This window comes from Kribbella sp. NBC_01245, from assembly GCF_036226525.1.
GTDB lineage: Bacteria > Actinomycetota > Actinomycetes > Propionibacteriales > Kribbellaceae > Kribbella.
Genome location: NZ_CP108487.1, coordinates 6,769,795 through 6,795,930 on the forward strand (window position 1 = coordinate 6,769,795; position 26,136 = coordinate 6,795,930).

Here is a 26,136-nt window from a genome sequence, read left to right on the forward strand (position 1 = left end):
CACCAGTCCAGGAGAACCGTGACGCCTGCCCGCAGCCGTCGCCCCGGAGCGCCGTCGAGAACAGAGCGCGGCATTCCCGAGGCCACTGTCGCTCGCTTGCCGGTGTACCTGCGGGCCCTGACCGCTTTGTCGGACAGTGGCACCGCCACCGCGTCGAGCGAGGATCTCGCGACCGCTGCGGGGGTCAATTCGGCCAAGCTTCGCAAGGACCTGTCCTACCTCGGGTCGTACGGCACCAGAGGTGTCGGCTACGACGTCGAGTATCTGCGCTACCAGATCGCGCGCGAGATCGGGGTCACCCAAGACTGGTCGGTCGTCATCGTCGGGATCGGAAATCTCGGTCACGCGCTGGCGAACTACTCCGGCTTCGGCACTCGCGGCTTCCGGATCGTGGCCCTGCTGGACGCGGATCCGGCCCTGGTCGGTGAGCGGGTCGGCGACATGGTCGTGCGCGACTTCGCCGAGCTGGACGAGATCGTCGCCACCGAGGACGTCGCGATCGGTGTCATCACCACCCCCGCCGGTCCCGCCCAGGAGGTGTGCGACCGGCTGGTCGCGGCCGGCGTGACCAGCATCCTCAACTTCGCGCCCGTGGTGCTGTCCGTGCCCGCGGGGGTCGACATCCGCAAGGTGGACCTCTCGATCGAGTTGCAGATCCTGGCGTACCACGAACAACGAAAGTCCGGAGAGGCGGCGCTCACCGAGGTGCCCGAACTGCCAGTGATCAACGGTGTTCCCAAGGTCGACGACCTGCCCAAGCGACCGCTGCGAAGCGAGGTCGCCAAGTGAGTTATCTAGTCGTCGGGATCTCCCACCGCAGCGCGGACATCACTGTGCTCGAGCGGGTCGCGCTGGACTCGGATGCGGCCACCAAGCTGGCGATCGCCGTACAGAACAGTGCGGCCGTGACCGAGTCCGCAGTGCTCGCGACCTGTAACCGGACCGAGGTCTACGCCTCCGTCGACCGGTTCCACGCGGGCATGGACGAGGTCACCGCGATCCTGGCCGACATCACGGGGGTGCCGCTGATCGATCTGGCCGAGCACCTTTACGTGCACTTCGAGGAAGGCGCCGTCGCGCACCTCTTCCAGGTCGCGGTCGGGCTCGACTCGATGGTCGTCGGCGAGAGTCAGATCCTCGGCCAGGTCAAGGAGACCCTGCGCGTCGGCCAGGAGCTCGAGACCATCAGCACCGACTTGAACGCGCTGTTCCAGCACGCCCTGCGCGTTGGTAAGCGGGCGCGGGCCGAGACCGGTATCGACTCGGCCGGCCGTTCCGTGGTCAGCGCCGGCCTCGACGCCGTGGCAGGCCCGATCGGTGGTCTGGCCGGGCGACGCGCGCTGGTCGTCGGCGCCGGCTCGATGGCCTCGCTGGCGGCCCAGACCCTCGCGGCCGACGGCGCTACCGAAATCGTGGTGGCCAACCGGAACCTGGACCGCGCGATGATCCTGGCCGAGCGCGTGGGTGGTACGGCGATTCCGCTCGCGAGCGTGCCGGCCGCGATGGCCGAGGCCGACGTGGTCGTCTCCTGCACAGGCGCGCGTGGTGTCGTACTGACAGAAGAGATGGTCAGTACGGCGGCCAACGGCAGGCCTTTCGGAGTGCTGGACGTCGCGCTGCCGCGGGATGTCGCGCCCGAGGCGGCCCGGCTGCCGGGAGTCACCCTGGTCACGCTGGCCGACCTGGTCGGCACCGCGGGTGGCGCTGAAGAAGACATCGAGGACGTACGCCGGATCGTGCACGAGGAGACCGGCGCCTTCGCCGCGACCCGCCGCGCCGTTTCGGTGACGCCGACCGTCGTCGCGCTGCGCACGATGGCGAGCGCGCTCGTCGACACGGAGCTGGCCCGGCTCGACCGGCGGCTGCCCGATCTCGACGACGCCCAGCGGCAAGAGGTCGCCCGGACGATTCGCCGGGTGGTCGACAAGGTGCTGCACACGCCGACCGTGCGGGTGAAGGAACTGGCCGCCGATCCCGGTGGCCCAACGTATGCCGATGCCCTGCGCGAGTTGTTCGCCCTGGACCAGGCCGCGGTGGACGCGGTCTCGGCTCCGCTCGACAAGCCCGCAGGCAAGACCGTCGACAAGACCGGAGGGGAGACCGCATGATCCGGCTCGGAACGCGGCGATCGGCCCTCGCGACAGTCCAGGCGACGATGGTCGCGGACGCCTTGCGCGCCCACGGTCATGAGGTCGAGCTGGTGCTGATCACCACCACCGGCGACGTGAATCGCGCGCCACTGGAGCAGATCGGCGGCACCGGCGTTTTCGTCAGCGCGCTGCGGGATGCCCTGGTGGCCAACGAGATCGACATCGCGGTGCACTCGCTGAAGGATCTGCCGACCGCGCCGGTCGAGGCGCTCACGGTCGCGGCGATCCCGCATCGGGAGGACCCGCGTGACGTGCTGATCGCCCGCGACGGCCTGACGCTCGGCGAGCTGCCGACCGGCTCGATCGTCGGCACGGGAGCGCCCCGGCGGCAGGCACAGCTCGAGGAACTCGGGCTCGGTTTGGAACTCACCGGCATCCGCGGCAATGTGGACAGCCGGATCAAGATGGTGGCCGACGGCAAGCTCGACGCCGTGGTGCTGGCTCGTGCCGGGTTGTCCCGGTTGGGCCGGCTTGCCGAGGTGACCGAGACGATCGACCCGATCCAGGTGCTGCCGGCACCGGGACAGGGCGCACTGGCGATCGAGTGCCGCGCGGACGACGACGCCGTGATCAAGGCCGTCGCGGTATTGGACGACCCGGCCACGCGTGCCGCCGTACAGGCCGAGAGGCAGTTGCTGGCGACGCTCGAGGCCGGATGTACAGCACCAGTCGGCGCGCTCGCCGAAGTAGTCGAGGGCGACGACGGACCTGAGTTGTGGCTCCGGGCCGCGCTTGGCGGCGACAACGGAGTACGCCGCCTGTCGGCGTACGGACCGGTGGACGATCCGGCGGGCCTCGGCCGCTCGCTGGCGAACGAACTGCTGGAGCGGATATGAGCAAAGTCGGCTCCACGACTTCTCCGACGAGAACGACGAAGGCAAAGGCGACAGCAAACGTGAGCAGCGCGAAGACAGCAGCGGCCACCACGGCACCGACTTCGGTGCCGGCGAAGGTCGCGGCCAAGACGACAGCGGCGGCCAAGCCCGCCAAGCCGCTCGGTCACGTCACGTTCGTCGGTGTCGGCCCGGGCGATCCCGCCCTGCTGACGCTGGCCGGCCGCGACGTGCTCGCCGGCGCGGACGCGGTGGTGGTGGAGGGTAACCAGCACGACGCCTTCCTGACCTACTGCCGGCCCGGTGTCGAGATCGTGGACGCCTCCGGCGCGGAGGGCAGCCGTGCGCTGCGCACCGCGGCCCGGGCCCGGCTGGTGGTGAAGACCGCCAAGAACGCGGCGAACGTGGTTCGGCTGCTGACCGGCGACCCGTTCACCTTCTCCAGTGGTGCCGAGGAGGCGACCGCCTGCCGCAAGGCCGGTATCGGCTTCAACGTGGTGCCCGGGGTCAGCGAGGTGACCGCCGTCCCGACGTACGCCGGTATCCCGCTGACGATGAAGAGCGATCGTGACGTCGCCGTACTGGACCTGGCCGAGGCGAAACTCGACTTCAGCCGGTACAACCCGAAGCACACGCTCGTCCTGCTGAACGCGACCGAGGTGCTGCGCGAGACCGTCGCGGCGCTGACCGACGCCGGGTTCGACCCGCAGACCCCGGTGGCGCTGACCACCGGTGGTACGACGACCGCGCAGAACAGCGTGATCGGCACCCTGGGCACGATCGTGGCGGACCTGCGTGCCGCCAAGGTCACCGGCGAGGGCGTCATCGTGGTCGGCTCGGTGGTGGAGCAGCGCGAGACGCTGTCCTGGTTCGAGACCAAGCCGCTGTTCGGCTGGCGCATCCTGGTGCCGCGTACCAAGGACCAGGCCGGCCCGCTGATGGATCGCCTCCGCCGGTACGGCGCGATGCCCGAGGAGGTGCCGACCATCTCGGTCGAGCCGCCGCGGAACCCGCAGCAGATGGACAAGGCCATCCGTGGTCTGGTCGAGGGTCGCTACGAGTGGGTCGCCTTCACCTCGGTGAACGCCGTCCGCGCCGTCCGCGAGAAGTTCGACGAGTACGGCCTGGACGCCCGCGCCTTCTCCGGCCTGAAGATCGCCGCCGTCGGTGACAAGACCGCCGAGGCGATCAGCGACTGGGGGATCAAGCCGGACCTGGTGCCCTCGGGCGAGCAGTCGGCCCGTGGCCTGGTCGAGGACTGGCCGCCGTTCGACGAGGTGCTCGACCCGATCAACCGGGTCTTCCTGCCGCGCGCGGATATCGCCACCGAGACGCTGGTGGCCGGCCTGACCGATCTCGGCTGGGAGGTCGACGACGTCACGGCGTACCGGACCGTGCGGGCCGCCCCGCCGCCCGCGCCGACCCGCGAGGCGATCAAGACCGGCAAGTTCGACGCGGTCGTGTTCACCTCGTCCTCGACCGTGCGCAACCTGGTCGGCATCGCCGGCAAGCCGCACGCGTCGACGGTGATCGCGGTGATCGGCCCGGCGACCCTGAAGACCGCCGAGGAGCACGGCCTGCGCGTTGACGCGATGGCCGACAGCCCGGCGGCCGAGGAGCTCGCGGACGCGCTGGCCCGGTTCGGCGCCGAGCGTCGCGAGACGATGATCGAGGCCGGGGATCCGGTCACCCGCCCGTCCGAGCGCCGCTCGGGATCACGCAGAAAGAGCTGACGACATGAGCGGTTTCCCGGGTGTGCGTCCGCGGCGACTCAGGTCGTCCGGGGCGGTGCGACGACTGGTCTCCGAGACCACTCTGCAGCCGAGGCAGTTGATCCTGCCGATGTTCATCCGGGAAGGCGCGACGGAGCCGATCCCGATCAGCTCCATGCCGGGCGTTTATCAGCACACTCGGGATACGGCGCGTAAGGCCGTGGCCGAGGCGGCCTCGCTGGGACTTGGCGGTGTGATGCTCTTCGGCGTACCGGAGCACAAGGACGCCACCGGCTCCGGTGGGCTGGACCCGAACGGCATTCTGAACGTGGCGATCCGGGACGCCGTCAGCGAGGCCGGTGACGACCTCCTGGTGATGTCCGACCTGTGCCTGGACGAGTTCACCGATCATGGCCACTGCGGCGTGCTCGACTCGTCGGGCCGGGTCGACAACGACGCCACCCTGAAGCTCTACGCCGAGATGGGCGTGGCCCAGGCCGAGGCCGGCGCGCACGTCGTCGGCCCGTCGGGAATGATGGACGGCCAGGTCGCCGCCGTTCGGACGGCGCTCGACGGCGCGGGCCACACCGACACGGTCATCCTCGCCTATGCCGTGAAGTACGCCTCGGCGTTCTTCGGGCCCTTCCGCGAGGCCGTCGGCTCATCCCTGCAAGGGGATCGGAAGACCTACCAGCAGGATCCGGGGAATGCCCGCGAGGCGATCCGCGAGGTTGATCTGGACCTGGCCGAAGGCGCCGACATCGTGATGGTCAAGCCGGCGTTGGCCTATCTCGACATCATCCGCCAGGTGCGCGATCACGTGAACGTCCCGGTCGCGGCGTACAACATCTCCGGCGAATACGCGATGGTCGAAGCCGCCGCCGCCAACGGCTGGATCGACCGCGAACGCGCCATCCTCGAGACCCTCACATCGATCCGCCGCGCCGGCGCCGACATCATCCTCACCTACTGGGCATCGGAAACCGCCCACCTCCTCGACCGAATCCGCTAACCCCCGCTCGCGGTTGGGGTGCCTTCGCGGAAGGCTTGGGGGGAGATGCCGGTGAGTTTGCGGAATGTGCGGCTGAAGTAGGCGCGGTCGCGGAAGCCGACGCGTCGGGCGACTAGTTGGACGCTGTCGTTGGTGTTGCGGAGGCGTTCCTTTGCCTGCTGGATGCGTAGCCGGTTCAGGTAGAGCCAAGGGGACAGGCCGAGCTCTCGGTGGAAGACCCGGCTGAGGTAGTCCTCGCTCATCCCCGCCGCCTCGGCGACCTGACGTCGGCTGATCGGGTGGTGGAACCGCTGGTGCAGGTATGCCACCGCCTGACGGACTCGCGCCTTGCTGCCTTGGGCTGCCGTGTGTCCTGGCGCGAGCAGTCGTACGAGGAGGTCGGTCAGTTCCGCCTCGGAGAGGATGCCTTCGCCGATCAGGACGACGCGCGGATGAGGTTCGGCACGCAGTACGTCGCGTGACGTGATCGGGCCGCTGCTGAGCACCAACGCGGGCACTGGCGAACCCTCGTGCGCAAGGCGGTCCAGGACGTCGAAGGCGCTCATGTCGGGCAGAGTCTTCGTCAAGATCAACAGGCCCGGCAGATCCGGCCCTAGCGACGTCAGCGCCGTCGTACCGTCTGCCGCTGTCAGGACGGGATGTCCCGGCAGTACTTGCTCGACGATCCGTACGAACCTAGACCCGCAAGAGCCGTCTGCGACCACCACTGGTGCCGTGGCGCCGGCGGGACGGGCGGCCGCGAGTAACTCGGTCAAACCTCGGCTGCCCGCGTCGGGACGTCCGTAGACCAGAAACGGCGTACGGCGCAGTGACGGGTGGTCGTGGAGGTGGCGGACCAACGGCCAGTCCTCGGTACGAAGGCCGGCTAGGTCCAGCGCCACCGCTACCGGCCGGGTGAGGTCGCCGATCGCCTCGTTGTCCGTAGCCGTCCGCAGTCGCCGTACGTCGACACCGAGCCGCGTAGCGATTCCCGGAGCCTCAGCCGCCTCGCCCACGCTCAGCAGGGAGGACGTTGGACCGGTGACGCCGCGTCGGCCGCTCGGAGTCGGCAGCGGTAGGTCGACCTGGAAGGTGCCGCCGTCCGGGCCGGGTTCGAACCGCAACGAGCCGTCGTGCAAGGCGATCAACCGCTGCGCGATCGGCAGGGCGAACTCCGGCCCAGCACCGAACGAGTCGGGCGGCAGCCGGTATCCGCACACCACCCGCAGCTGGATCCGGAGCGAGGGCGGCAGTACGTCGACGGTCAGCGCCACCTTGCCGGCGAGGCGGTCCGTGCTGACCCGCAAGGCGATCAGGGCCTGCCGCAAGCGGTCGCGATCGGCCTGGATCAACGGCAACCTGGCCGGTACCGAATCGGCCCGCAGTAGTTGGCCGAAGACCTCGGAGAGTAGTTCGCCGGGGTCGAGCAGGGTGGGGGACAGGTCGACGGCGTCGATCTCGATCCGGGACAGGTCCAGCAGGTTGCCGATCACCCGGAGCTGGATCTCGGCGTCCGCGCGGATCCGGGCCAGGCCGTTCACCAGCTCGACGGGTGGTGCGTCCATCGCCGCGACGGAACGGCGGAGGGTGGCGAGCTGACGGAGTACGCCGACCACGGGTTCGCGTAGTACCTCGCCGACGCTGGCGAGCAAACCGCTCTTGGCCTGGTTCGCCTGTTCGGCCGAGTCGCGTGCGTCCAGGACGTCCTGGAACAGCCGAATCTCCATGAGCGTATGGCTGATCTGCTCGCCGAGTGCGCGATAGACGGCACCGTCTCGCGAACCGACCTCGAACAACCCGAAGCCCAGCAGCTCATCCCGGACGTAAAGCGGTTCGGCCACCATGCTGTACCGCCGGCCGGACGGCAGCACCTCGGCCAGGGAAACTGCTGCCCGAGACTCGAGCGACAGGTGCCAAGCCGGGATGCCGAGCTCGGGGAGATGCCGGTCGAGGACCTTCTCCAGTGCTGCCACGTCGACCGCTGACGACAAGGCATTTCCCAGCTCACGCAGTCGCCGGGCGGCCTGATCGGTCCGCCACCGCTCTGCCTCCAGGTGCCGATGGGCTGCCTCGGCAACGATCAACCTGGCCTGGCCGATCAGTCGCACCACCTCGGGGTCGCCGCGACCATGCAGACCCCCGATGGCCGCGGCCCAGGAGTCGAGCTGGTCCGGAGTGGTGGCCCAGGTTCGAACCAGGCGGTCGATTTCGATCAGGAACGCCGTACTGTCGCCGTCGATGGCCTGATCGAAAGCCGAGAGCAGGAACTCCCGAGGCAAGGGCGGCAACGCGTCGAGCCCACCGAGCTGAGCGTCCGGCTCGGCTACGAGGGAGCCGGGACAACCGCAGGACCGGCGGATCACCAAGTTCGACTGAGGTGGCGGCCGATCCGTCACGGGGATATCGCCCAGCCGCTGCAGCAGCGTTTCGACGGCCAGGTCGCCGAGATCGTCGAACGGCATCGACACCGAGGTAAGCGGCGGATCCGTCAGCCGAGCCTCGGGCGAATCGTTGAACCCGGCAACGGCCACGTCCTGCGGAACCACGACACCCCGCCCCGAAAGCACTCGCAAAGCCTCCGCCGCAAGCAAATCGCTGCAGGCAACAACCGCGTCGAAGTCCCGCCCCGGCTGCAAACCACGAGCGTCCAGCAGCGCATGCATGGCCGAGGCGCCGGCCCCAGTCCGGGAATCCGCCGGCGTCGAGATCAGCTTTCGGTCCAGCCGAAGCCGACGGCGTGCCAACGTGTCGGCGTACGCGCGCAGGCGTTCGGCGGTGGCCGGGTTCGCGGCGGTGCCGGGGATGAACGCGATCCGGGTTCGGCCGTGGACCTCGATCAGGTGCTCGACGACGGCGCACATCCCGCGATAGCTGTCGAGTACGAGCGGGTCCGCCGCGCCGATCGTGCCGTTCAGGCTGACCAGCGGCAGCCGGGCGAACCGTTCGGCCCAGCGATTGGTACGGCGCTCGTCGGCCGGCAGCTCGAGCGCGGACGTCCAGCAGATCAGGCCGTCGAGCAGCTCGGGATCGACCAGGTCGTAGACGGAGTTCGGCGGCCGCTCGGTCGTACGCACCTCGCCGCCGGGGAAGCAGATCAAGTTGACGTCGTGGCGTTCGGCCGCGTCGAGCACGGCAGACCACAACGTCGCGCCGACGCCCACGGAGACGTTGGCGGTGACCAGGCCGATCGTCAACCGGCGAACGGGATCCGGCGGCGCAACGGCATTCGATTCCGTCATCTGTGCCTCACTCGGCCCCGGGCGGACGGGCGTATCCGCAGCCGGGACTTTGCGTAACATAGCGATCGCAGCGAGTGAGAACAAGGTGTCAGGCAACTGAAATCCCCAGAACCCCGCACATATCGGCAAAGCCGCACAAAACGGCAAGGCCCCCGCACACCAGGTGCGGGGGCCACGTGCCGGTGAGATTGGGGTCAGGCGACCTTGCCCGTACCGGCTCCGCTCTGGACCTTCGACTTCACGGTGCTGGCGGTGTCCAGCGAGTAAGAGTACGGAATGGCCTTGACCGTGCCACCCTGCTGGCCGCCGCCCGAGTTGACGAAGTGGTTGTTGCGGGCGACCAGCGAGCCGGCCGGGGAGGAGCCTTCGCCACGGTGGAAGGGGTCCCGGGTGTTCTCGAAGTAGTTGCCCTCGACCAGGACGCCGGCCTCGATGGTGGAGGCGACGCCGTACCCGCTGACCCCGCCGTAGTAGTTGTTGTAGACGTGCACCGGGTTGCCGAAGCGGACCCGGGGGTGCCGCTGGGTGGTGCCGTCGAACCAGTTGTGGTGGTAGCTGACCCGCAGGTGGCCGCGGTCCTGGCTGCCGTTGTCGTCGCTGTGGCCGAGCAGCATGGCCTTGTCGTGGTTGGCGAACTTGTTCCACGAGACGGTGATGAAGTCCGATCCCCGCTTGATATCGACCGCGCCGTCGTACCCGTTGGAGAAGCTGTTGTGGTCGATCCAGATCTTCATGGAGCTGTCCTGGACGTTGATCGCGTCGTCGGACCAGTTGCGGAAGTTGAGGTTCTGGATGATCACGTTGGTGGCGCCGTCCACGTCCAGGCCGCCGCCGGTGATCCCTGAGCCGGAGCCGACACCGATGACCGTCTTGTTCGACGTGACGTCGTTCATGCCGCTGACCGCGATCATGCCGCTGACCCGGATCACCTTGGCGCCGCTGGCCTTCAGCGCCGAGGTCAGGGCTGACGCGGTGGTCACGGTGACCGCCGAGGCGCTGCCGCCGCCAGTGGTGCCCGCGCCGTACCCGGTCGGCGTTCCGACCGCTACCGCCGTACCGGCCGAGCTGACCAGTAGGGCCGATGCCGAGAGCACCGCAAGGGTGATCGCCAGGCTCTGTCGCTTCGCTGATCTGCGCATGTCGCTTCTCCATTCGCCGCGGACTTGATCGTGGCCTCACGCTAGGGACGGCCGGATGGACTATCGCGACCAAGCTGTGGACTTTGATGGAAAGCGGTTGCCCGGCCAGGCTCGGGCTGTGCCCGGCAGCGGCTAGGCCTTGTAGCGGCTGAGGGTGCGGGAAGTGGCGGCCTGTACGGCGACCGCGAGCGCGCAGGCGACGCCGCCCGAGATGATACTGACGACCGGATCGGTCAGACCGGCCACGGCACCGGCGCGCGCGTCGCCGACCCGTGGACCGCCCGCGCCGATCACGAAGTCGAGGCTGTTGAGCCGCCCGCGGAGCTCGTCCGGGGTGTTGACCTGCAGGATCGTCGCGCGGAACACGGTGGTGACGATGTCGCTCGCTCCCGCCAGGATCAGCAGCGCGATCGCCAGCCAAAGCGTGGACGTGAACCCGACGGCGCCAATGGAGAGACCCCACACCGCGACGGCGGCCAGCATCGCGCGGCCCTGGTAGCGCAGATGGCTCAACGGCCCTGAGAAGACTGCCGCGACCAGACCTCCGATGCCGATCGACGAGTAGAGCAGGCCGACGGTCTCGGGTCCGCCGTGGAAGTGGGTGGTGGCGAGCGCGGGGAAGAGCGCTGACGGCATGGCCAGGCCGGTCGCGAAGAGGTCGGTCAGGAAGATCGAGGCGATCAACCGGTTGCGTTTGGCGTACGCGAGTCCGTCGGCGACCGCGCGGAAGCTGACCGTCGTACCGCCGCCGTGGGGAGGCATGGGCGCGAGTTGGTAGACGCCGTACAGGACGGCCAGGAAGGTCACCACGTCGGCGACGTAGACGGCGCCCGGTCCGGCGGCGGCAGTCAGTACGCCTGCCAGCAGTGGCGCGAGGATGAGCGTCACCTGGAAGTTCAGCTGGTGCAACGCTGCTGCCGCTGCCAGTCGCTCCGGCGGTAGCAGGCGGGCCGTGATCGTACGCCGCGCGGGCATGTCCACGGCGGCGAAGCCCGCGCCGATCGCGGCGAGCACGTAGAGCAGCCAGACCTGTCGCAGATCGAGGAACGCCTGCAGCGTAAGCGCAATGGCGACGGCCATCAGGCCCAAGCTCGTGATCAGGACCAGCTTGCGGCGGTCGACCGCGTCCACGATCGACCCGCCCAGCAGGCCGAGTACGACGGTCGGCAGGAAGGTGGCGAGGCCGACCGCGCCTACGGCGAACGACGAGCCGGTGAGGTCGTACACCTGGATCGCGACGGCAACACCGGTCATGAAGCTACCGACGGAGGAGAGCGACTGCCCGATCCAGAGCCGCCGGTAGGCCGGATACTCCCTCAGCGGCCGGATATCGGCTAACAAGCGTCGGGGATCAGGCACAACCGGCGATTCTCGTCCTCCGATCGCCCGACCGCAAAGGGATTAACCCTTGAGGCCGGTATGGGCTAGGCCTTCGATGAATTGGCGTTGGGCCAGGATGAAGATGATGAGGACGGGGAGGGCGCTCATGGTGGCGGCGGCGAGTTGGACGTTCCACATTGAGCCGCCATAGGCATCGACGTACTGTGTGAGGGCTTGCGGCAGGGTGAATTTCTCCTTGGTGGACAGGAAGACGATGGGCTCGAGGTAGAGGTTCCAGCTGTGCAGGAAGGTGAAGATCGAGACGGCGCCGATCGCGGGTTTGGCCAGCGGTAGCGCCACCTGCCAGAACAGGCCGAACCTGCCGAGGCCGTCGACGCGTCCGGCCTCCTCCAGTTCGTTCGGCAGGCTGATGAAGAACTGCCGCATGATGAACGTCGCCAGCACACTCGGCGCCCCGAGCATCGGCACCAGGATCAGCGGCCAGTGCGTATCGACGAGTCCGGCGGAATCGAACATCCGGAACAGCGGCACGATGGTGACCTCGTTCGGCACCAGCAGTCCGGCCAGGACGATCATGAAGACCACCCCCGAACCGCGGAACTTGATTCGGGCGAAGGCGTATCCGGCCAGTGACGACACCACCAGGGTGCCGGCGGTGACGATCAACGCGATGTAGAGGCTGTTGAAGTACTGCCGCTCGAAGGGCTGCAACTCGAACACCCGGCGATAGGCGTCGAGCGTCGGGTCCGACGGCCAGAGCCGGGGCGGAAACGCGAAGATCTCGTTGATGGGTTTCAGCGAGGACGTCGCCATCCACCAGGTCGGGAAGACGAAGGGCACGCAGAAGATCAGCAACAACCCGTAGACGACGAGTTTCAGCCTATGACTCATGGAAGACCCACCTCTTGCGCATCCGCCATTGCAGTACGGTCAACGCCAGCACGATGGCGAAGAGCAGTAGCGAAATGGTCGCGCCATAGCCGAAATGATGGAACTGGAAGGCCTGCTGGTACAGGTAATAGACGAGCACCGTGGTCGACGTACCAGGGCCGCCTTGAGTCAGTACGGCGATCTGCGCGAAAACCTGGAGTGATCCGACAATGGTGAGGATCGACGTCAGCAGAATGGTCGGACTGATCAACGGCACGGTCACCCGGCGGAATCGCGCCCAGGCACTCGCGCCGTCGATCCGGGCCGCTTCGTAAAGCTCGGCCGGCACGCCCTGTAAAGCGGCCAGGAACAACACCATGTTCAACCCGACGCCTTTGAACAATTGCACGACGATGACCGAGATCATCGCGGTGGTCTCACCACGCAACCAGTTCGGGCCGTCGATTCCGATCGAGTCGAGCAGGCCGTTGATACCGCCGTTGTCCTGCAAGAGGAATCCCCACACGATCGTCCAGGCCACCAACGTCACGACGACTGGCGAGAAGAACAACGTGCGGAAGAAGACCGTGCCACGGAGTTTCTGGTTCAACAGCACCGCCAGGAACAACGCCAGCGAAAGGTTCAGCACCACCAGCCCGACCGAGAAGAGCCCGGTCGCACGCAAGGCGGGCCACAACCGCGGGTCGTCCGCCAGCGCCTGGTAGTTGCCTGCGCCAACGAATTCGAAGGTGCCGGCCAGGACGCTCCACTCGTGCAGGCTGTACCAGACGACGAGCACCAGCGGCACCAGGACGAAGGCGATGATGCCGGCCAGCTGCGGCGCGACGAACAGCCAGCCGGCCAGTTCGTCGCGCCTGCGCAGCGTCCAGTAGGAAGGCCGCTCCGGTGCCGGGGCGGCTTCCTCGCGAACGCGTGGAGAGAGCAGGACCATCACTTACTCAACAGTGGATTGATCTTGGCGCAGACGTCCGTCATGATCGCCTTCACGTCCGCACCGGGCTTCCACAACGGGTCGAGGGCCGCGCGCACGGTCTGCTGCAGCTCGGCGTACCCGACGTGACTGGTCTTGATGTCACCGCGCTCGATCCCGTCGATCACGACAGCCTGCAGTTGCTCCGGCTTGAGCAGCGGGTTGGCCTTGGCCAGCGTGGTGGTGTTGAGCTGCGACTTGCGCGGCGGCGGGAAGAACTGCGCCAGCTTGGCCGAGTTCGCCTGATTGCTGAAGTACGTAAGGAAGTCCTCAGCAGCCTGGACGTTCTTGCCACGCTTGAGTACGCCGATACCGGCCTGGCCGACGACCGAGTACTCACCCTTTGGACCGGTCGGCAACGGCACCAGGTCCCACTTGAACTTCGCCTTCTCCAGCAAGGCCGCGCGGCTGATCTGGGTGATGATCATCGCCGAGTCCCCGGCGTACATATCGGCCGTCGTACCCGGCCCAGGCATGCCCTTGTCGGTGAAGATCAGCTTGTGGATGAAGGTCATCGCGCCGACCATCTCGGGCTGGTCGAACCCGCAGGTCTTGCCGTCCTCGCTCCACGGCCGCGCACCCCAGGCGCTCCAGATCGAGTTCAGCGCGTCCCAGCCCTTGAAGTCGAAGTCGCCGACAACGATCCCGCCCTTGCCGGACTTGGCATGGACGGCGGCGGCCGTCGCGGCAGCCTCCTCCCAGGTCCACTTGCCCGCGGCAATCAATTGTGCCGGGGTCTGCCGTCCGGCCGCCGTCACCAGGTCGGTGTTGACGAAGACGCCCAAAGGCGAAGTAGAGAAGGGATATGCGAGCAGTTCACCATCCTTCTCCCACAAGGCGGTTGTGCTGGGCAACAAGTCGGGATCCTTGTCGATCGGCTCCAGCGCTCCGGACGAGACGAAGTCCGGCGCGGTGCTCTCCAGGATCCAGGCCAGGTCCGGCACATTGCCGCCACCGATCTGGGTGGTGAGCGCCGTCGTATAGGTGTCGAAGGGAATCGACTCGAAGGTGACCTTGCCGATCTCGGGATGATCCTTCTTGTAGTCCGCGGCGATCTGGTCGAACAGCGCCAGGTGTTTCGCGTTCGCGGTCCACACGGTCATCCGCAGATCGGCAGGGCCTTTGGCGGCTTCACCCGAGGAGCCACCACACGCGGTCAGGGCGAGCACAGCTGCTGCTGCGAGTGCGGTCAGTCGGAGTTTCATGGTCATTTCTCCCATCAGTAGCCGGTCACGTCCGGCCAGCTCAGTTCGACGCCCTGGTCCGACAACCGGGACTGGAACTCAACGAGCAGGGCAGGGGAATTGCGGACCGCGCGCGGCGTTGTGCCACGGTCCAGGCAGAAAGCTGCGAGCAGTCCGGCGGCCTCGCCGACGTTCCACTCCACCGGGTGCAACCGGTAACAGCCGTTGGTGATGTGCGTGGTGCCCAGGTTCTTGCTCGCGGGCAGCAGGTTCTCCACTCGCTGCGGGATCAACGCCCCGAGCGGGATCCGGAACGGGCTGCTCGCCACGTCGATGTAGTTGTCGCCACCCGTCGAAGGATGCAGGTCGATCCGGTACATCCCGACGCCCACGCTGTCGACGTACTCGACCGCGCCCCGCGAACCGCGCACGGCGACCGACAGGTCCTGCTCGACGATCGTGTACTCCGCCGCGATCCGGCGCGACTCCCGGATGTACGGCGCTTGCGCGAGGCCGTCCGAACTCCCGAGGAGATCCCCGCGCATGCGCAGACCCCGGAAGCCGGCGCCACCGTCGGGCCGCGGCGCCTCGGTCTGCAACCAGTAGAACACCGCCTGCGACAACTCCTTGGCGCCCTGGAGATGCTTCAAAGCGTCGGGTACGTCGAAGACCGGGCCTTCCAGGTAGTCGATCATCGGCCAGTTCACCAGGCAGATGTCGCTCGCGTACGCGCCGGGCTCGAAGTGCTGCCGCGCCGCGATCCGTCGGAACGTCCACAAGTTGGTATCGCCACCGGCCTTGCGTTGATCCGCGACCACCGACAGCGGGTCGTCATCCGGGTTCGGCGTGAAGCTGCGCAGGGACGGCTTGAGGGTGCGCGGGTCCGGCGCGTGCCAGGACAGCATGCGATCACCCCAGAACGGCGGCTGGTAGTTCCGCCAGAAAGCGTAGTTCGCCGGCTTGTCGCCCACGTGGTCACCGTCGACATGGTCCACCGCGAAGCAGAACGAGACGGCCTGCATGTTCAGCGGTTGCGCCTCCACCGGAGCACTCGGCTCGCCCGTCATCGCCTGCGACTCGAAGCCGGTGACGTACTCCGTGCCGGTCAACGGCAACAGCTCGCCGGTCTCGGTCGCGTCCAGGATGTACGGCGCGGTCAGCGTGCGTTCTTCGCCGGTATCGCGATGGCACACCGTCACGGAGGTGACCCGATCGCCGTCGGTCGTCGCGTTGACCGGCCGATAGGGCTGGAGGACTTGGAGCTTTAGGTTGGCCCGGTACGGCGCGAGCATCGAGTCGATCACCGCGACGGCGACGCGTGGTTCGTGGCACAACTTCGACACGTAACCGGCGCCCGGGTTGAGCTCCTTGGCGGCACGCGATCGCGCGGTCAGCGGGTAGTGGCGTCGGTAGTAGTCGCGGATGCCGTCCCGCAGCGCCCGGTACGACGCGGTCACGCCGAACTGCTCCACCCAGGTGTGCTCGTCCGGCGGCACTCCCTGGCTGGTCAGTTGCCCGCCGAGCCAGTCGAACTCCTCGGTCAGGATCACCGAGCGGCCCGCGCGCAGGGCGGCAAGGGCAGCCGCCACCCCGCCAAGCCCGCCGCCGACGACCAGTACATCCGTGTGCATCTACTTTCCTCCAGGGGCGGCGAGGGTTTTGCCCTCAACCGGTTCGCAGGGCAGCAGCCGTTGGGTTTCGGCCGTCGTACCGGACAAGATCGTTTCGAGCAGTTCGACCGCCTGGCGGCCCATCTGCTTGCGTGGAATATGGAACCCGCTGTACTCCGCATCACCCGGAACTGGCCGACTGGCATCGCCGAGCGCCACCAGCGACAAGTCGCCCGGCACGCTCAGGCCCTTTGCGGCGGCCGCCTCGGCCAACGCGGCCGCGTCCGCGAGGTCTTCGGTGAACGCCACAGTGATGCCGCGCTCGAGGAGTTCGCTCAGTACGTCGCCTTCGGCCTGCAAGTGCGGGCCGTCGGTGACACTGCGGAACCCCTTCAACCGATCGGCCGACGACTCGGCACCGGCGCCCGGGCCGATGAACGCCATCCGGCGATGACCGAGGGCGAGCGCTTGGTCGGCGACGGCGGCCGTGGCGGTGACGTAGTCGGCACCGACGTACGGGACTGGGCCGTCGGCGTCGTCGCGTCGGCCGACCGAGACGAACGGATAGCCCTCGCGGACCAGCCGGCTCAACTCCTCGGCGGGAATGCGGCGACCGAGTAGCAGGCAACCGTCGGCCAGTCGGAGCCGGTTGTTCTCGTGGAAGACGCGGCGGCGACCGCCGGTGACGGGCGCGCTTGTGAACAGCAGTAGGTCGCAGCCGACTTCCTCCGCGCATTCCTCGATACCGCCGAGGAACGGGTGGTAGAAGTCGGCGCTGGTGCTGGGGAAGACCGACTCGTAGGTGAAGACGCCGAGGATCTTGTTCCGCTGTTGCTGCATCCGCCGCGCGAGGGGATCGGCGACATAGCCGGTCTCGCGGATCACCTTCAGGACTCGCGCCCTGGTTTGGGCGGGGATGCGGGCGGACGCGGCGGTCCGGTTGTTCAGCACCAGGGAGACGGTGGTCTGACTGACATTCGCCAGCCTGGCGATATCCCGCTGCGTCAATCGCACCGCCCACCTCCTTTGAGTAATACGTATTGCCTCTGCCGTTGATCGGGACGTTAGACCGGTCGCTTTCATCCCGTCAAGACCTGATCGCTGTAGTAATACGGATTAGCAGCCACATCCTCTTGACCCACGCATCGCCGAGGTCGGAGACTCCAGCGACGGCCCGGGCGCTACCTCACTTGCGTTCATTCGTCGGAATCCGCCCTCTCAGCTCAGCGGACCGGTGCAGGTCAGCAGCGGGCAGAGGGCGGATTCCGACGAATGAACGCAAACCAGAAGACCGCCCCAGCCATAGGTGATTGTCTCGATGGGAGTGGGAGTGATGGGGACTTTGAAGCGCAGGACCTTGCTTGCGGGGACGGCGGCTGCGGCGGTGTTCGGGCCTACGGTGACCGCGCGCGCGGAGGGGATTCCGCTCGTGGCGAGCCTCCCGCCGGGATCGCCGGATCGCGGGTTGTTCACGCCGGCCGAGCAGCGGTTCGCGGGATACCTGGCGATTCTCGCGCCGATGGCCAATGACATCGAGCTGACCGATCCCGCGACGTACGGGTTCATGCGCGGCGGTTGGTGGCGCACCCCCGCGCAGCCGTACAACTCGCGGGTGCAGGAGCACGTCTACACCCTCAGCTGGCACTACGCGAACCGCCGCCCGTGGAACCCGTACGCCGGCGACCAGGCGCTTTTGGCAAGGCTCGATGCCGCCATCCAGCACTACCTCAAGCTCCAGAACGCCGACGGCTCCTGGCCCGAATACGCACCCGGCGAACGTGGCAAGGCGTCGAGCGGATTCGGCCTCGGCTATCTCGCGAAGACGCTCGCGAATCTTCGGCAGGCTCGCGCGCTGCCAGCACGTCGTACGGAGCTCGAAGCCGCTCTCCACAAGGGCGTGACGTGGTATCTCGACCCGGCCAACAAGGTGGTCTGGGATGAGCCGTTCCAATACAGCAACCAGGCCGTCGCGGGTCTGGCCGGTGCCGCGCTCACGTTGAAGTTGTTGCCGGACGCAACGTTGTCCCGGCAGTTGCGCGAGCGGATCCTCTGGGTGGGGCGTTGGGGGCAGAGCCCGGCCGGGTTCTTCTATGACCCACGCGGGATGGACATCAACTACAACTTCGAGGTGATGCTGCCGGAGATGGCCGAGATCTACGCGCTCACCGGTAGTCGCACGATGGTCTCGATGACGCGGAAGTTCACCGACTGGTTCGGCTACAACCTGCTCCGTGAGCCGGACGGTTCGGGCTGGCTGACGTACTACGCGGTCTCCGACCGAACGGCCAGCGCGGCGTACGACGACGTGATCCCCGATCCCGATCGCAGCAATCTCGGCTCGCTCTTCGTGCCGGAAGTCCCCGAGCTGGGCGCGTTCTTCACCACTCGCGAGGATCGCGCCGCCACCCGCTCGGCCTGGGCCGCCGATCCCGCACCCGTCAAGCCGCTGGCGAAGCAGGACACCTCGCCGCGGATCATCGCGCACGTCTCCTATGGCGAACGTCTGCCGAGTCGCGATGCAAAGGCCCGGGCGATCGCACGTCTGCCGTACTTGCGTAAACAGGACTTCGCTGAGCTGCGACGTGATGCCGTCGAGGACCAGGACTACCTGTACGTACGGAAGCCCGGGTATTACCTCGGCGCGTTCTTCGGCAAGCGCCCGGGTGGTGTGGTCAAGGCCGGGACGGGATTCCTCTGGCATCCCGAGGCCGGCACGGTCATTCACTCGCAGCAGACGGCGACCGGTTGCTGGTCGACCGTGCTCGCGGGCAAACCCGATGCCGACGGCAACCTTGTCGCGTCGTACGACTTGCCCGGCCGGGTGGACTACCGGACCACCGACTCGTCCGTACTCACGTCATTGCGGTTCGAGCCTTCGACGGTGATCCGGCAGGTGCGGGCGACCTCGGCCGCGGTCGAGCAGGTCCCGCTGGTACTGCAGCCGGAGGACGAGGTCGTCTTCGCGGATGGCACTCGCGTTCCTTACAACGAGAGCCGGACCGTGACCGCGAGCGGCCTCGTGCTGCGCCGGGGTGGCGCGGTCATCACGATCAACTGGGGAGCAGCGCGACCGGCCTCGCTGACCGCGACCACTCGCACATATTTGCGCGATCAGCGACGCCGGGTGCACATGCTGCGCGTGCCGCACGAGGGCACCTTGGAGACGCACATCCACTTGTCTTGAGCCTCGTCAAGGACGGCCGTGCCCAAGCCGCCCGCCTGGGCACGGCCGTCGTTCGGGTGACGCCACCGCGACCCTCTCTATCCTCTCCATCGCGGTGGCGTGAATCGGGTCAGGACGAACAACGCAGTTTCAGGGTGTAGGTCAGTGGCGACCGGCCGGTGATGTAAACCCGCAGGCCGGCCGGGGTGAGACTGCCGCCGAGGTACGTGTAGCGCTCGCCCGGGTCCATCGTGACCCGGGTGGCGCCGTTGCCCGGGCCGAACTCGATCCGGTCATTGCCGACGACGTACGCGCCGGTGCCGCCGGGGAGCTGGTAGTTGCCATTGGCATCGAGTTGCTCAACACCGGTGAGCTGGCCACCCGGGCGGAAGCAAAGCTCGATCGCGAACGGGACTTCGGATTCGCCCAGCTCGATGGCCAGGTCGAAGCCGTTCGCTAGCTCCGTTACGACGACCTCGGTTCGCAACGTCCGGTAGTGCTTGGGCCGGTGCGGGAAGTCCATCTTCGAGTAGAACCGGCCGTCGGGCGTCATCGCGTAATCGCCGTCGGCGCGACGATACCGACGGGGGAGCGGCAGGTGGTACGGCACGTTGACCTCGTCGCCCAGCCGGAAGGCCTTCGGACCAAGCCGGCGCAGACCGTCGCTGCGGAAATGCCCGGTGCTGAAGAACTGTGGCGAGAGCCGGACCGAGTCGAGAATGGCCGCACCTTGGCGCAGCTTGAAGAACGTCGGGTTCGTGGACAGGCCCGACGCGATCAGCGGCAGATCGTGGAAGTCGGTGCCGCCGAACAAGGTGGCAGTCCGCGCGCCCCGGCGGATCCGCGCAAGCCCCTGCTCGGGGTAGACCTGGCTGAAGTCTTCCGGGATGGGCTCGGCTGTTGGCAGTACGGCGGCCAGCTCGGGCCGTTCGAGCACCTCGGCCAGGAAGTCGCCGAGCTCGCCGGTGCCGCGTTGTTCGATGCCCTTGGCAACCGTCGTGAACCGGCCGTTGCCGTCGTGCAGGGCGAGTTCGCGGTATTGGGTGAGGTACCACCAGATCTCGCGGATTCGGTTCTGGTCCTGCCGGCGGGAGGCGGTGGTATCGACGTCGCCGTTGGGCTCCAGCAGGTAGAACGTCATGGCCAGGTTGCGCCGTACGTGCCCGACCAGCTCCGGCCGATCCTTCAACCAGGCGATCGTGAGCAGGCAATGGTTGGTGACCTCGGAGGCGTACGTGGAGCTGCGTTCGCTGTAGACGCCGTCCTGGTCCGCGTCGATGCCCTCGGCGAGCCAGTCATCGATCCGCTCCGTGTAACGCCGATCCGGCCAGAGGTGGTTGATCCGGGCCAACGCGGCGGAGACCTCCCAGCGGTGGTTCGGCGTGTGCACACCACCAGTGGCCAAGGCCGGTCCCGCCAGCTTGATGATGGCCTCGAGGATGTCGCGGTGTTCCTGGGTGGCGGTCTGCCCGTCCGCGTCGAGCAGGGTCCACATCATGCAGATGTCCTGCAGGGCGAAGGAGCTGTCCGGCGGCGAGTGCAGGTTGCCGACGTCGTACGTGCCGTCGTCGTGCTGGCTGTCGCGGAGCCGCACGTACAACGTGTGCAGCGGGCCGAGCAGAGTGCCGTCATGGTGGTACGACGACCGGTTCCAGACGTACGCCGAGACCAGGCGCCGGGCCTTGCGGGCGACACCGCGAACGCTGTCGGCCGGGTTCTGGTGATCGGCCAGGACGAGCGGCACCTGGGCGTTGTTCTTCGTCGTCAGCAGGGTCAGAAAGTCCTCGTCCAGGGCGGCCTCGGCTCCGGCCTGGGCGCCGGCGGTGCTTGCTTGTGCGGCGCTGGCCGACGGCGGCACGAGGGCCGCGGTGGAGATGGTCGTGAGGGTGCCGGCGAGAAAGCTGCGGCGCAGCATTGGGGACCTCCAAGGGCAGGGAAACCGCTTGCTGACGCGTCACTGTCGTCGGCGCACTTTGTCCTGTCAAGGCTTAATCGGGTTAGCGGTAACAAATTTGGCCGATTCCGGACATTCCAGCCTTGGGGGTCTTGGTGGGCGCAGGGCTCTTCGCCTACGGTGAGGCGTGGTGGGCAAGCGTTTTCCGCTGCTTGGGTCGCCGCCGCTGCGCTTCCTCAGAGGACCTCGAGACGGAGATCGCCCTATGACCGTACTGGAATGCAACCACACCGTCGGCCGCTCGATTCAGGTCAGCGCCGGTGAGGTGGAGCTGTTCAGCTACGTCTATCGCCCGACCGACGTACAGCTGGAATCACCGCGGCCGTACGTGCATCCCATTCGCACCCTCGGCGGTGATCTGGTCACCGTCTTCCGCCCGCACGACCACGTCTGGCACAAGGGACTGGTCTGGTCCCTGCCGCACTTCGGGCACGACAACTTCTGGGGCGGTCCGACCTTCTCGCGGGAGCACGGTTACCGGCAGCTCGAGAACAACGGCTCGATGGACCACCGGCGCGTCGTGTCGCTCGAGGCCGACGAGAAGAGCGTTCGTTTTCAGCACGAGCTCGCGTGGCACACCCAGTCCGGCGACGAGGTCGTCACCGAGGACCGCACGCTGACGGCGACGCTGACGCCGGACGGCTGGGCGCTGATCTTCGAGACGACCATGGCCAACGTGTCCGGCGACGTGGTCCAGATCGGCAGCCCGACCACTGCCGGTCGCGAGAACGCGGGCTACGGCGGTCTCTTCTGGCGCGGACCGCGTGCCTTCACCGGCGGCACGATCCTCGCCCCGCAAGGCGCCGGCGGTGACGAACTCCGCGGCCAACGAGCCCCCTGGATGGGCTTCACCGGCCGCCAGGACGAAACCGGCCGAGGCTCCACCGTCCTCCTCGCCGACGCCACCACCAACCCGCGTCATCCCCCGCAGTGGTTCGTGCGCTCCGAAGACTTCGCCGCCGTCTGCCCGGCCCCCTTCTTCTCGGAAGAACTCCCCTTCACCCCGGAAACCCCCCTCACCTTCCGCTACGCCGTCCTCATCGCCGACGACCTCTCCACCAACACCCGCGCCACCGCCCTAGCCATCCAAGCCCAATCCCTCCTCCCTTAACACGCGGACTATTCCCCGACGGTCGGACGCGAAATTCCGCGTCCGACCGTCGCTGGGTTTTCCACAACCCCACACTTCAAGGCACCTCGCGGGAGGGCTGTCCACAATTCGTCGTTCGCGTGTGCAGTCCTCCCGCGAACCGGTAAGCCCGGCGCCGCCGCCAACCTCACGTCCCGCGAACCACGCCTCGCCGTACGACGTACCTGGGCGACGTCATACGAATCACGCCACGCTGTACGTCGTACCTGGGCGACGTCATACGAATCACGCCACGCTGTACGTCGTACCTGGTCGGCGTCGCAGGGAGCACGCGCGTCGTACGTCGTATTCGCGCGATGCGTATCGGCGTCTGTCGCGGTACGAGGTTGAGGTGCTGCGCAAGGGCGGCGGGCGAATTGTGGATAACCATCTCGCGAGGTGCCTCGAAGTGTGGCCTGTGGATGAATTCTCGACGGTCGGACGTGAAATTCCGCGTCCGACCGTCGGTGGGTTTTCCACAGGCCGCACTTCGAGGCACTTCGCGGCGGGGTTTTCCACAAATTGGTCTGCGCGTGTGGGAGGGCGTCAGCATGGTGGTAGGCGTGGTGTTGGCATTCGTCATGGGCGGGGTGGAGTACTGGGGGAGGGGTTTGCGTACTGGGGTGGTTTGAGGTTCGTGGGGAGCGGAATGCTGGGGCGGTGGCAGAGCTTGATCGATCCGTTGTGGGATCCGCTCGATCGTGGGTGGTATTACCGGTAGCCTCATCCAGCGACCTGGGGAGGCAGAGGCATTGATGTCCGGCACCACCTTGCGCGACAGCGCTGGTACCGATGAGATGACGACCGAACGAATCCGGGCCACCCGGCCGCCCAGTGGAACGAACCAGCAGCCGGAAAGCCCAAACCGGTCAGGAGAAGAAGTCTTGCAGGAGGAAAACAAACCGGTGGAACTGAAAGATGTTCCGCTTACCGGTGCGGACAAGGTCGCCTATGCGTTCTACGCGACCGCGGCAACAGCAGCGCTGGTCGGACAGGTCTGGGCCGGCATCACGCATATTCCCTGGCCCGAAGAGGGTTTCCCGATGTGGGCCCGGATCGCGATGGTCACCCCGGCCGTCGGCGTGATCGAGCTCGGTGGTGTCGCGACCGCCGCCTTGGCCGACCTTCGCCGGCGCAAGGGCGAGCAGGCTTACGCGTACCGGGCGATGTCGATGTTCGCCGCCCTGGTCGCGCTTGTGTTCAACGTCGTCGGGCATTGGCGTCCGGAGGAGCGGTTCCTGGCCTTCGGGTTCGGCGGTCTCTCGGCGTTCGCGTATGTGCTCTGGCTGATCCACAGCTCGGCCCGCCGCCGGGACGCGTTGCGCTCCGCGGGCCAAATGGCGAACACGGGTCCGGTGTACGGCCTGGTCCAGTGGTTGCGTGAGCCGAGAGTGACCTGGCTGGCCCGGTCCCTCGCGCTCGAACACGGCTACGGGTTGTACGAGAGCCTGCGGCAGGCCCGCGAGCAGATGCGGAACACCGCCCGCCGGGTCGCGATCGCCGGTACGGTCGCGGAGTTCATTCGTTCGGAGCAGCAGGACGAGCGGCTCGCGAAGATCGCCGAGACGACGTACGACCCGGACCGGCTGGCCGCGATGCTCGAGGAACGTATCGACTACGAGGTCGTCACCAACAAGCTCACCAAGGCCATCGCGCCCGCGCCTGAAGAGGAACCCGCCGAGAGCACCGAGGTCGTGCGCGGCCGGCTGCTCCGGGTCCAGGTCACCGCGACGCCGAACGCCTTCCGCCCGGACGGTACGCCGTTGCGTGGTGCCGACGACCAGTGGCAGGCGAAGGTCGAGGGCGGTCTGCCCGCGGAGTACTTGCCGTACGACCGACGCGAGACCCAGAGCATCGAGGCCGCGCCGGCTGGCCCAATCCAGAGCGAGGCCCCGGCTGCGCACGTTGTGCAGACGCCGGAGGCGCAGGCCGCCGCGGCTACGGTTCAGGCCGCGATGGCGATGGCCCAGCACCCGGCCGAGCCCGTTCAGCCGGTCCTGCCAGTCCAGCCGATTCAGCCGGTGGTGCAGGTTCAGCCGGTGCTGCCGGACATCGAGCCGATCGCGGTCGCGCCGGTTACCCCGGTCACGCCGGAGCCGGTCACCACGTCGACGCCCGCGCCCGCTCCCGCTAAGCCGAAGCGTCGTACGGCGGCTGCCAAGAAGGCTGAGGCCGAAGCGGCACAGCAGCGCAGCAGCGGTGACGAGATGCTGCTCGCCAAGAAGAAGGAGCGGGCCTGGAACCTGCTCGCTGACTGGCCGGAGGACCGTGAGCGCACCCCCGGCCAACTGGCCTCCGCGATCAACACCACCGAGGCGTTCGCCGCCTCGCTGATTCGCCAGTACGACGACGAGTCTTTGGTCGCCACCAACAACTGAAATTCAGCTGCAGGCGCTCCATCCCAACCAAGGGGTGGAGCGCCGATTGCTTTACCGCCCGAGATTGACCGGCAGCTCGGCCAGACCGCTGACCAGCACCCTGCGCCACTCCAATTCCAACGCGGGCTTGGCCAAACTCATCTTCGGGAATTGCCGCAACAACGCGAGCAGCGACTCCTGCAATTCGATCCGCGCCAGCTGTGCGCCAAGGCAGAAGTGTGGTCCGAATCCGAACGACAAATGCTTGTTGTCCTTACGCGCAAGGTCGATCGAGTCGGGATCGTCAAAGGCCCGCGGATCGCGGTTCGCCGAGTTGAGCGCCGCCATCACGCCTTCGCCCGCACGAATGGTGATGCCATGCAGCTCGACGTCTTCCGTTGCCACGCGCAACTGTCCGACCTCGCTGAATCGGTTGTAGCGCAGGAGTTCCTCGACCGCCGAATCCACCAGCGAGTGGTCCGCCACGAGTTTGGCCCAGTTGTCCGGATAGCGCAGCAGTGTCGCGACGCAACTCGAGATCTGGTTGGCCGACGTCTCATGCCCGGCGACCAGCAGGTTCACGCCGAACGCGATCAGCTCCTCCTCGCTGAGCCGATCGCCCTGTTCGCGGGCGCGGACCAGTTCGTCCAGCAGGTCCTCAGCCGGTCCGGACGTGTCGGCCATCTTCACCGCGACCAGCTTCGCGATGTACGCCGTGAGGTCGGTCATCGCCTGCTCGACGCGTTCGGCCTCGGCCATTTGCATCGAGTAGCCGAGTTCGGTCCATTCGCGGAACTGCTCGCGGTCCTCGTACGGCACACCGAGCAGGTGGCAGATCACCTGGATCGGCAACGGCAGCGCCATCAGCTGGCGGATGTCGGCGCCATCCCCGGCGGCCGCGATGTCGTCGGCGAGCGAGGCGGCGAGTTCGGCGACCCACGGCCGGGTCCGCTCGATCCGGCGATGCGCGAACGTCGACGAAACGAGCCGCCGCAACCGGGTGTGCTCGGGCGGATCGGTCGTCGTCAGGCTATTCGGCATCGGCTTCGCCAGGGCCACTCGCGGCGCGCCCTGCCGAACCACCGCGGCCCGGGAGAACCTGGGGTCGGCGAGCACCAGCCGTACGTCGTCGTACCGGGTGACCAGCCAGACCTCCGCGCCCGCGAGCGTACGGACGCGGGCGACCGGGCGGTTTTCGCGTAGTTCCTCAAAGGTCGGCGATGGATCGAACCGGAAGGCGTCAGGGAAAGGGATGTCGAGAACCGGCTGCTCCGTCATGCCAACGACCCTAGGTTCTTAGGCCACCCTTCGCTCACCCCCCAGCGGGTCGGCACCACCTCAGCCCTGCCGCCATCGGGCTAGCCACGCCAACACCGGTACCCCGCCCGCGGGTCGTCGCCACCCAAGCACTGCCGCGTCGTGGGGTTAGCCACGCCAACACCGGGACCCCGCCCGCGGGTCGGCGCCACCTAA

19 protein-coding genes are annotated in these 26,136 nt (G+C 67.5%); 8 read left to right on the top strand and 11 right to left on the bottom strand.

Annotation, left to right across the window (positions count from 1 at the left end; genetic code table 11):
- Positions 1-18: 18 nt before the first annotated feature.
- The 5 genes from OG394_RS30880 to hemB are packed head-to-tail and all read left to right on the top strand — an operon-like array spanning position 19 to position 5,707.
- Positions 19-789 (top strand): redox-sensing transcriptional repressor Rex, encoded by a 771-nt coding sequence (locus OG394_RS30880; protein WP_328990681.1) that lies wholly within the window; start codon positions 19-21, stop codon positions 787-789.
- Positions 786-2,108 carry a glutamyl-tRNA reductase gene (locus OG394_RS30885; protein WP_328990682.1) on the top strand — a complete coding sequence of 441 codons (1,323 nt, stop codon included), beginning with the start codon at positions 786-788 and terminating at the stop codon, positions 2,106-2,108. Before OG394_RS30880 ends, OG394_RS30885 begins: the two co-directional genes overlap by 4 nt.
- Entirely contained in the window at positions 2,105-2,986 is an 882-nt protein-coding gene (gene hemC, locus OG394_RS30890) for a hydroxymethylbilane synthase (RefSeq protein ID WP_328990683.1), read from the top strand. The genes OG394_RS30885 and hemC overlap by 4 nt, the downstream gene beginning before the upstream one ends.
- 59 nt (positions 2,987-3,045) lie before the next feature.
- Positions 3,046-4,716 (top strand): uroporphyrinogen-III synthase, encoded by a 1,671-nt coding sequence (locus tag OG394_RS30895; protein ID WP_328990684.1) that lies wholly within the window; start codon positions 3,046-3,048, stop codon positions 4,714-4,716.
- A 4-nt stretch (positions 4,717-4,720) separates the two neighbouring features.
- Positions 4,721-5,707: a porphobilinogen synthase gene (hemB, locus tag OG394_RS30900; RefSeq protein WP_328990685.1), complete on the top strand. Its 987-nt coding sequence runs from the start codon at positions 4,721-4,723 to the stop codon at positions 5,705-5,707.
- On the opposite strand, the gene OG394_RS30905 is transcribed toward hemB, so the two are convergent.
- From OG394_RS30905 to OG394_RS30940, 8 genes are all read right to left on the bottom strand, one after another.
- Entirely contained in the window at positions 5,704-8,925 is a 3,222-nt protein-coding gene (locus tag OG394_RS30905) for a substrate-binding domain-containing protein (RefSeq protein WP_328990686.1), read from the bottom strand. The two genes, hemB and OG394_RS30905, sit on opposite strands and share 4 nt — an antisense overlap.
- A gap of 194 nt (positions 8,926-9,119) precedes the next feature.
- Positions 9,120-10,064, bottom strand: coding sequence for a pectate lyase family protein (locus OG394_RS30910; RefSeq protein WP_328990687.1), 945 nt, complete (start codon positions 10,062-10,064; stop codon positions 9,120-9,122).
- A gap of 132 nt (positions 10,065-10,196) precedes the next feature.
- The gene (locus OG394_RS30915; protein ID WP_328990688.1) at positions 10,197-11,423 is read right to left on the bottom strand and encodes an MFS transporter; all 1,227 of its coding nucleotides are present in this window, start codon (positions 11,421-11,423) and stop codon (positions 10,197-10,199) included.
- Between the two features lie 42 nt (positions 11,424-11,465).
- Positions 11,466-12,296 (bottom strand): carbohydrate ABC transporter permease, encoded by an 831-nt coding sequence (locus tag OG394_RS30920; RefSeq protein WP_328990689.1) that lies wholly within the window; start codon positions 12,294-12,296, stop codon positions 11,466-11,468.
- The gene (locus OG394_RS30925; protein ID WP_328990690.1) at positions 12,286-13,227 is read right to left on the bottom strand and encodes a carbohydrate ABC transporter permease; all 942 of its coding nucleotides are present in this window, start codon (positions 13,225-13,227) and stop codon (positions 12,286-12,288) included. The genes OG394_RS30920 and OG394_RS30925 overlap by 11 nt, the downstream gene beginning before the upstream one ends.
- Complete coding sequence (locus tag OG394_RS30930; protein WP_328990691.1) at positions 13,227-14,471, bottom strand: ABC transporter substrate-binding protein; 1,245 nt, start codon at positions 14,469-14,471, stop codon at positions 13,227-13,229. Before OG394_RS30930 ends, OG394_RS30925 begins: the two co-directional genes overlap by 1 nt.
- A 14-nt stretch (positions 14,472-14,485) precedes the next feature.
- A complete protein-coding gene (locus OG394_RS30935) occupies positions 14,486-16,081 on the bottom strand; it encodes an FAD-dependent oxidoreductase (protein ID WP_328990692.1) in 1,596 nt (531 codons plus the stop codon).
- Positions 16,082-17,074, bottom strand: a complete 993-nt coding sequence (locus OG394_RS30940) for a LacI family DNA-binding transcriptional regulator (protein WP_328990693.1) — start codon at positions 17,072-17,074, stop codon at positions 16,082-16,084. It lies immediately after the preceding gene.
- Positions 17,075-17,393: 319 nt separating this feature from the next.
- Between OG394_RS30940 and OG394_RS30945 the strand changes: the two genes are divergently transcribed.
- Complete coding sequence (locus OG394_RS30945; protein ID WP_328990694.1) at positions 17,394-19,244, top strand: hypothetical protein; 1,851 nt, start codon at positions 17,394-17,396, stop codon at positions 19,242-19,244.
- Positions 19,245-19,353: 109 nt separating this feature from the next.
- On the opposite strand, the gene OG394_RS30950 is transcribed toward OG394_RS30945, so the two are convergent.
- Entirely contained in the window at positions 19,354-21,138 is a 1,785-nt protein-coding gene (locus OG394_RS30950) for a hypothetical protein (RefSeq protein ID WP_328990695.1), read from the bottom strand.
- Between the two features lie 244 nt (positions 21,139-21,382).
- On the opposite strand from OG394_RS30950, the gene OG394_RS30955 reads away from it, so the two are divergent.
- Entirely contained in the window at positions 21,383-22,288 is a 906-nt protein-coding gene (locus OG394_RS30955) for a PmoA family protein (RefSeq protein ID WP_328990696.1), read from the top strand.
- Between the two features lie 166 nt (positions 22,289-22,454).
- On the opposite strand, the gene OG394_RS30960 is transcribed toward OG394_RS30955, so the two are convergent.
- The gene (locus OG394_RS30960; protein WP_328990697.1) at positions 22,455-22,697 is read right to left on the bottom strand and encodes a hypothetical protein; all 243 of its coding nucleotides are present in this window, start codon (positions 22,695-22,697) and stop codon (positions 22,455-22,457) included.
- Between the two features lie 514 nt (positions 22,698-23,211).
- On the opposite strand from OG394_RS30960, the gene OG394_RS30965 reads away from it, so the two are divergent.
- Positions 23,212-24,684 (top strand): hypothetical protein, encoded by a 1,473-nt coding sequence (locus OG394_RS30965; RefSeq protein WP_328990699.1) that lies wholly within the window; start codon positions 23,212-23,214, stop codon positions 24,682-24,684.
- 51 nt (positions 24,685-24,735) lie between these two features.
- Here OG394_RS30965 and OG394_RS30970 read toward each other — a convergent pair whose 3' ends face one another.
- Positions 24,736-25,941, bottom strand: coding sequence for a cytochrome P450 (locus OG394_RS30970; protein WP_328990700.1), 1,206 nt, complete (start codon positions 25,939-25,941; stop codon positions 24,736-24,738).
- Between the last annotated feature and the right edge of the window lie 195 nt (positions 25,942-26,136).

Excerpts from the sequence above, each read along its gene's own strand:
- hemC (WP_328990683.1), top strand. The coding sequence starts at position 2,105 with ATGATCCGGCTCGGAACGCGGCGATCGGCCCTCGCGACAGTCCAGGCG.
- hemB (WP_328990685.1), top strand. The coding sequence starts at position 4,721 with ATGAGCGGTTTCCCGGGTGTGCGTCCGCGGCGACTCAGGTCGTCCGGG.
- OG394_RS30905 (WP_328990686.1), bottom strand. The coding sequence starts at position 8,925 with ATGACGGAATCGAATGCCGTTGCGCCGCCGGATCCCGTTCGCCGGTTG.
- OG394_RS30910 (WP_328990687.1), bottom strand. The coding sequence starts at position 10,064 with ATGCGCAGATCAGCGAAGCGACAGAGCCTGGCGATCACCCTTGCGGTG.
- OG394_RS30920 (WP_328990689.1), bottom strand. The coding sequence starts at position 12,296 with ATGAGTCATAGGCTGAAACTCGTCGTCTACGGGTTGTTGCTGATCTTC.
- OG394_RS30925 (WP_328990690.1), bottom strand. The coding sequence starts at position 13,227 with ATGGTCCTGCTCTCTCCACGCGTTCGCGAGGAAGCCGCCCCGGCACCG.
- OG394_RS30930 (WP_328990691.1), bottom strand. The coding sequence starts at position 14,471 with ATGAAACTCCGACTGACCGCACTCGCAGCAGCAGCTGTGCTCGCCCTG.
- OG394_RS30935 (WP_328990692.1), bottom strand. The coding sequence starts at position 16,081 with ATGCACACGGATGTACTGGTCGTCGGCGGCGGGCTTGGCGGGGTGGCG.
- OG394_RS30945 (WP_328990694.1), top strand. The coding sequence starts at position 17,394 with ATGGGGACTTTGAAGCGCAGGACCTTGCTTGCGGGGACGGCGGCTGCG.
- OG394_RS30950 (WP_328990695.1), bottom strand. The coding sequence starts at position 21,138 with ATGCTGCGCCGCAGCTTTCTCGCCGGCACCCTCACGACCATCTCCACC.
- OG394_RS30955 (WP_328990696.1), top strand. The coding sequence starts at position 21,383 with ATGACCGTACTGGAATGCAACCACACCGTCGGCCGCTCGATTCAGGTC.
- OG394_RS30960 (WP_328990697.1), bottom strand. The coding sequence starts at position 22,697 with ATGGTTATCCACAATTCGCCCGCCGCCCTTGCGCAGCACCTCAACCTC.
- OG394_RS30970 (WP_328990700.1), bottom strand. The coding sequence starts at position 25,941 with ATGACGGAGCAGCCGGTTCTCGACATCCCTTTCCCTGACGCCTTCCGG.